This is a genomic window from Pseudomonas sp. PGPR40 (genome assembly GCF_022014505.1).
Lineage (GTDB): Bacteria > Pseudomonadota > Gammaproteobacteria > Pseudomonadales > Pseudomonadaceae > Aquipseudomonas.
Genome location: NZ_JAKLSP010000005.1, coordinates 214707 through 221213 on the forward strand (window position 1 = coordinate 214707; position 6507 = coordinate 221213).

The following is a 6507-nucleotide window of genomic DNA, read 5'->3' on the forward strand; positions in this document are numbered from 1 at the left end:
GAGCTTAGCTTCGCTGAAAAAACCGGCTGAGCGCCGCGACCAACGGCCCTCGGGGCGGGCATTGGCCGCGCTCTTGCGTGTAATCAGGGTTTCCCTCGGTAGAGTGCGGTCATGTATGCTACGGCGCTTCCTGTAACTCCACTTCCAGCTCGCCTGGGCACCGAAACGCCGATTTGGCGTTATCACCGTCCAGCGTTGCATTGAAGAGGATTAGGCCACCCCTATTCAGTTCAAAAGTAGCCATGCACGAACAATACCAGCCCCGTGAAATCGAAGCCGCCGCCCAATCGTTCTGGGACGAGCAAAAGTCCTTTGAAGTCAGTGAACAGCCAGGCAAGGAGACGTTCTACTGCCTGTCGATGTTCCCTTACCCCAGCGGCAAGCTACACATGGGGCACGTGCGCAACTACACCATCGGCGACGTGATCTCCCGCTATCAGCGCATGCAAGGCAAGAACGTCCTGCAACCCATGGGTTGGGACGCCTTCGGCATGCCGGCGGAAAACGCCGCGATGAAAAACAACGTAGCGCCCGCCAAGTGGACCTACGAAAACATCGCCTACATGAAAAACCAGCTGCGCAGCCTGGGCCTGGCGGTGGACTGGTCCCGTGAAGTGACCACCTGCAAGCCGGATTACTACCGCTGGGAACAATGGCTGTTCACTCGCCTGTTCGAAAAAGGTGTGATTTACAAAAAAAGCGGCACCGTGAACTGGGACCCGGTCGACCAGACCGTCCTGGCCAACGAGCAAGTGATCGACGGTCGCGGCTGGCGTTCCGGCGCGCTGATCGAAAAGCGCGAAATCCCGATGTACTACTTCAAGATCACCGCCTACGCGGATGAGCTGCTGGAGAGCCTCGACGAACTGACTGGCTGGCCTGAACAGGTCAAGACCATGCAGCGCAACTGGATCGGCAAATCCCGCGGCATGGAAGTGCAGTTCCCGTACAACGTCGATTCCATCGGCGAAACCGGTGCACTGAAAGTATTCACCACCCGTCCAGACACTTTGATGGGCGCGACCTATGTTGCGGTAGCCGCCGAACACCATTTGGCTACCCTGGCCGCACAGAACAACCCTGAGCTTCAAGCGTTCATCGCTGAATGCAAGGGCGGCAGCGTTGCCGAAGCCGACGTCGCCACTCAAGAGAAAAAAGGCCTGCCGACCGGCCTATTCGTCGAGCATCCGCTGACCGGGGAAAAACTCCCGGTCTGGGTCGCCAACTACGTGCTGATGCACTACGGCGACGGCGCGGTGATGGCGGTTCCGGCCCACGACGAGCGCGATTTCGAATTCGCCCACAAGTACAACCTGCCGATCAAATCCGTGGTGCGCACAAGTTCCGGTGACACCAACCCGACCCCTTGGCAGGACGCGTACGGCGAGCACGGCACGCTGATCAACTCCGGTGAATTCGACGGCCTCGACTTCGCAGGCGCCTTCGACGCCATCGAAGTGGCGCTGATCAAGAAAAACCTCGGCGCCTCCCGCACCCAGTTCCGCCTGCGCGACTGGGGCATCAGCCGTCAGCGCTACTGGGGCTGCCCGATCCCGATCATCCACTGCAACACCTGCGGTGATGTACCGGTCCCGGAAGATCAACTGCCCGTGGTGCTGCCGGAAGATGTCGTACCGGACGGCGCCGGTTCGCCGCTGGCGCGCATGCCCGAGTTCTACGAGTGCACCTGCCCGAAATGCGGCGCTGCGGCCAAGCGTGAAACCGACACCATGGACACCTTTGTCGAGTCCTCGTGGTACTACGCCCGCTATGCCTCGCCGCACTTTGAAGGCGGTCTGGTGGAAAAATCCGCGGCCGACCACTGGCTGCCGGTGGACCAGTACATCGGCGGCATCGAACACGCCATTCTTCACCTGCTCTACGCGCGCTTCTTCCACAAGCTGATGCGCGACGAAGGCCTGGTGAGTTCCAACGAGCCGTTCAAGAACCTGCTGACCCAGGGCATGGTGATCGCCGAGACTTACTATCGCCGTGAAGCCAACGGCGCTTACACCTGGTTCAACCCGGCGGACGTCGAGCTTGAGCGTGACAGCAAAGCCAAGGTTATCAGCGCCAAGCTGAAAGCTGACGGATTGCCGGTGGAAATCGGCGGCACCGAGAAGATGGCCAAGTCAAAGAACAACGGTGTCGACCCACAGTCGATGATTGACCAGTTCGGTGCAGACACCTGCCGCCTGTTCATGATGTTCGCCTCGCCGCCTGACATGAGCGCGGAATGGTCTGACTCAGGCGTGGAAGGTTCGCACCGTTTCCTCAAGCGCGTCTGGCGCCTGGCTCAAGCTCACGTCACTCAGGGCCTGCCGGGCAAACTGGACGTCGCCAGCCTGAACGACGAGCAGAAAGCCGTTCGTCGTTCGATCCACCTGGCTATCAAGCAGGCGAGCCAGGACGTCGGCCAGCACCACAAATTCAACACCGCCATCGCTCAAGTGATGACGCTGATGAACGCGCTGGAAAAAGCCCCGCAAGGCACCGAGCAGGATCGCGCACTGATTCACGAAGGCCTGGAAACCGTAGTCCTGCTGCTGGCACCGATCACCCCGCACATCAGCCACGAGCTGTGGCATCGCCTGGGTCATGCCGATCCGGTCATCGATGCCGGTTGGCCGGTGCTGGACGAAAGCGCCCTGGTGCAGGACAGCCTGCAGCTGGTCATTCAAGTGAATGGCAAGCTGCGCGGTCATATCGAGATGCCGGCCAGCGCCAGCCGCGAAGAAGTCGAAGCTGCTGCACGGGCCAACGAAAACGTCCTGCGCTTCGTCGATGGCCTGACTATCCGCAAAGTGATCGTAGTGCCCGGGAAACTGGTCAATATCGTCGCCAGCTAAATTGGATCGGGCGCCAGGTCATGCCTGGCGCCGAGTAAAACCTTTCGGGCCGCTTGGCCGGCCCACATGGTTTCAAGGGGAGCAACAAGATGATCAAACGCAATTTGCTGGTGATGGGGCTTGCAGTCCTGCTGAGCGCCTGCGGTTTCCAGCTGCGTGGCACCGGCACCACCGAACTGGCGATCAAGGAGCTCGATCTGAACGCCCGCAATGCCTACGGCGAAACCGTGACGCAAATGCGTCAGGTGCTGGAAAGCAGCGGCGTCAAGGTCTACAGCGGCGCACCTTACAAGCTGTATCTGGCTGACGAACAGGAAAGCCAGCGCATCCTTAGTTACGCCGGCGCCGGTCGTACTGGCGAGTACGAGCTGAGCATGGTGGTGAGCTATGACATCCGCGCCCAAGGCAACCTGCCACTGCTCAGCGACAAGCTGCAAGTGCAGAAAGTCTTCATCCACGACGGCAACAACCTGGTGGGCTCCGACCAGGAAGCCAACGATGCCCGCAAGGAAATGCGTCGTGAACTGGTTCAACGCATGATGCTGCGCCTGCAACAGCTGACCCCAACCCGGTTGGAACAACTGCAACAGACCGCTGAAGCCAGAGCCAAGGCTGAAGCCGACGCATTGGAAGCAGCGCAGAAGGCTGAAGCGCAGACGCCGCGTCAGTCGCCTGTCGAACTGCCGCAGCAATAAGTCTTACGGGGCGCTCAGGCGCCCCGTTCGCCTCTTCTTATGAAACTCGCCCCCGCCCAACTCGCTAAACACCTGCAAGGCGCCCTCGCGCCGGTCTACGTCATCAGTGGCGATGACCCACTGCTGTGTCAGGAAGCTGCCGACGCCATTCGCGCAGCCGCCCGCCAGCAAGGTTTCGATGAGCGCCAGGTCTTCGCCGCCGATGCCAGTTTCGACTGGGGTACGCTGCTGCAGGCTGGTGCCAGCATGTCGCTGTTCGCTGAAAAGCGTCTTCTGGAATTGCGTCTGCCTTCCGGCAAACCCGGTGACAAAGGTGCTGCGGCACTCATCGAATACTGCTCGCGCCCGGCCGAAGACACGGTACTGTTAATCAGCCTGCCCAAGCTTGATGGCAGTGCGCAGAAAACCAAGTGGGGCAAGGCGCTGGTCGAAGGTCCGCAGACCCAGTTCATTCAGATCTGGCCAGTGGATACCAACCAGTTGCCGGGCTGGATTCGCCAACGCCTGTCCCAGGCTGGGCTTTCAGCCAGTCAGGACGCTGTCGAACTGATCGCCGCTCGGGTCGAAGGTAATCTGCTGGCCGCCGCCCAGGAAATCGAAAAACTCAAGCTGATGGCCGAGGGTGGGCAGATCACGGTCGAAACCGTGCAAGCGGCAGTGGCCGACAGTGCGCGCTTCGATGTCTTCGGCCTGACCGACGCGATTCTTAATGGAGAGGCTGCTCACGCTCTGCGCATGCTCGAAGGGTTGCGCGGCGAAGGCGTCGAACCACCAGTGATTCTCTGGGCGCTGGCCCGGGAGCTGCGTCTGCTGGCCAATATTTCCCTGCAATACAGCCAGGGCACACCGCTGGACAAAGCCTTCAGCCAAGCCCGACCACCGATCTGGGACAAGCGCAAACCGCTGATGAGCAAGGCATTGCAACGCTACTCGGCGCAACGCTGGGCGCAATTGCTGCTCGAAGCGCAGCGCATTGATGCGCAAATCAAAGGCCAGGCAGCGGGTTCGCCGTGGATGAGTCTGAGTCGGTTGACGTTGTTGATGGCCGGGCAGCGGCTGAGCTTGCCTGCCGAGTAAAACTTTTGACCGGTAGGAGCAGGCTTGCCTGCGAAGACGGCGGTACAGCCAACATTGATGTCGCCTGACATACCGCTTTCGCGAGCAAGCTCGCTCCTACAGGGATCCGTGCGTCCGAAAGGTCCTACACAATGTAGGGACTAGACAAAATCCCTGCTTCGGCAGATTATTCCCCCGCAAAATCCACTCACTTGCGAGAAATCATCATGAGCAAAAAGCCATCGAAGCATGGCCCCAACAAGGCCAAATCCATCATCGCCCAGCCACTGTTCCGCAGCCGTCAGGAACGAGCCGGCAAGGGCAAAGGCAGCTACCGCCGCGAAGCCTTCCAGTCTAATAGCTGGGAGGCTTCTTACTTTCTGGCGGCCTGAAAGGCAAGCCATCGCTCAACATGTTAAGGTCTGCACCTGATTCGTATCCTCTGGACCTGTGCATGCCCCTTTGTCTTTCCCGTCATTGGCACCTTCGCCAATTGATAGCTGCCTCCAGCCTCATTCTGCTTGTCGCCTGCGCGGAAAAACCCACCGCCGCCGACGCCCAACCGCTTCAGACCCGCACCGTTGCGACGGCCCCTGCGGTCATTCCGCCGGTGGTTCCAACCGGTGAAAATCTCGACATCCAGCCCACCCAGACCTTTGCCGAATGGCAGGCGGGTTTCCGTAAAGACGCCCTCGCCGCCGGTATTCGCGCCGACCTGTTCGACCGTGCGTTTGCCAATATCAGCGTGGACGACAGCGTTATCCGTGCCGACCGCAGCCAACCGGAATTCACTCGTCCGGTGTGGGAATACCTTGATGGCGCACTGTCGCCGCTACGGGTGCGCAAAGGTCAGGCGCTGGTCAGCCAGCACGCCGACATCCTGCAAAGCATCGAGCAGCGCTATGGCGTGGACCGCCAGGCGCTGGTCGCGGTGTGGGGCATGGAAAGTAACTTCGGTCAGTTCCAGGGCAGCAAGTCGGTGATCAACTCCCTGGCGACCCTGGCTTATGAAGGTCGACGTCCGGGCTTTGCTCACGCGCAGTTGATCGCTGCCTTGCAAATCCTGCAACAGGGCGATATCGCCCCTGAGAAAATGCTCGGTTCCTGGGCCGGCGCCATGGGCCAGACCCAGTTCATCCCGACCACCTACAACACTCATGCCGTGGATTTCGACGGCGATGGCCGCCGCGACATCTGGAACAGCTCCGCTGATGCATTGGCCTCGACCGCGCACTACCTGCAAAGCTCCGGCTGGCAGAAAGGCCAGCCCTGGGGCTTCGAAGCGCAACTGCCGAGCGGTTTCAATTACGTCCTGGCCGATGGCACGATTCGCAAGAGCGTTGCCGAGTGGCGGCAACTGGGGGTGACCCTGCCCAATGGCGCCCAGATTCCGGCAGGCTCCGAACACCTGTCGGCCGCCCTGCTGCTGCCGGCCGGCTATCGCGGCCCGGCGTTCCTGGTCCTTGATAACTTCCGCGCGATTCTCAAATACAACAATTCTTCGTCCTATGCCCTGGCCGTGAGCCTGCTGTCCGAGCGTTTCAATGGCGGCGGTTTGATCAGCGGTCTATGGCCAAAAGATGACTTGCCGCTGAGCCGTACCGAGCGAATCGAGCTGCAAAACCTGTTGAGCGCCCAGAACTACGACGCAGGGACCGCCGACGGGATTATCGGCGCCAATACCCGCAAAGCGATCCGTAACGCCCAGCAGTCGTTTGGCTGGCCGGCGGATGGTTACCCGACGCACAAGTTGCTGGAAGGGTTGCGTAGCCGCTAAAAGCTTCGCGGGCAAGCCTGTTGTGGTCCAGTTTTTTTGGACCGCTCTGTAGGAGTATTAGGCCGCCCGCTCTTCAAAAAGGGCTGGCGGCAGGTTATTCGAGGCTGTGTGGCAACGGCGATGGTTGTAA

The 6507-nt window shown here is 60.3% G+C and carries 5 protein-coding genes; all 5 read left to right on the plus strand.

Features of this window, described 5'->3' with window-relative positions:
* The first annotated feature begins 242 nt into the window (after positions 1–242).
* The 5 genes from leuS to MEB48_RS07095 all read left to right on the plus strand — a co-directional run bounded on the left by leuS (position 243) and on the right by MEB48_RS07095 (position 6377).
* On the plus strand, positions 243–2849 hold the full coding sequence (gene leuS, locus MEB48_RS07075; RefSeq protein ID WP_237883126.1) for a leucine--tRNA ligase: 2607 nt from the start codon (positions 243–245) through the stop codon (positions 2847–2849).
* Positions 2850–2938: 89 nt separating this feature from the next.
* Positions 2939–3544, plus strand: a complete 606-nt coding sequence (locus tag MEB48_RS07080; RefSeq protein ID WP_095054622.1) for an LPS-assembly lipoprotein LptE — start codon at positions 2939–2941, stop codon at positions 3542–3544.
* Positions 3545–3583: 39 nt separating this feature from the next.
* Positions 3584–4621 (plus strand): DNA polymerase III subunit delta, encoded by a 1038-nt coding sequence (gene holA / locus MEB48_RS07085; RefSeq protein WP_237883128.1) that lies wholly within the window; start codon positions 3584–3586, stop codon positions 4619–4621.
* A gap of 206 nt (positions 4622–4827) precedes the next feature.
* Complete coding sequence (gene arfA, locus MEB48_RS07090) at positions 4828–4992, plus strand: alternative ribosome rescue factor ArfA (protein ID WP_003176285.1); 165 nt, start codon at positions 4828–4830, stop codon at positions 4990–4992.
* 62 nt (positions 4993–5054) lie between these two features.
* Positions 5055–6377 carry a lytic murein transglycosylase gene (locus tag MEB48_RS07095; RefSeq protein ID WP_237883130.1) on the plus strand — a complete coding sequence of 441 codons (1323 nt, stop codon included), beginning with the start codon at positions 5055–5057 and terminating at the stop codon, positions 6375–6377.
* Positions 6378–6507 lie beyond the last annotated feature (130 nt).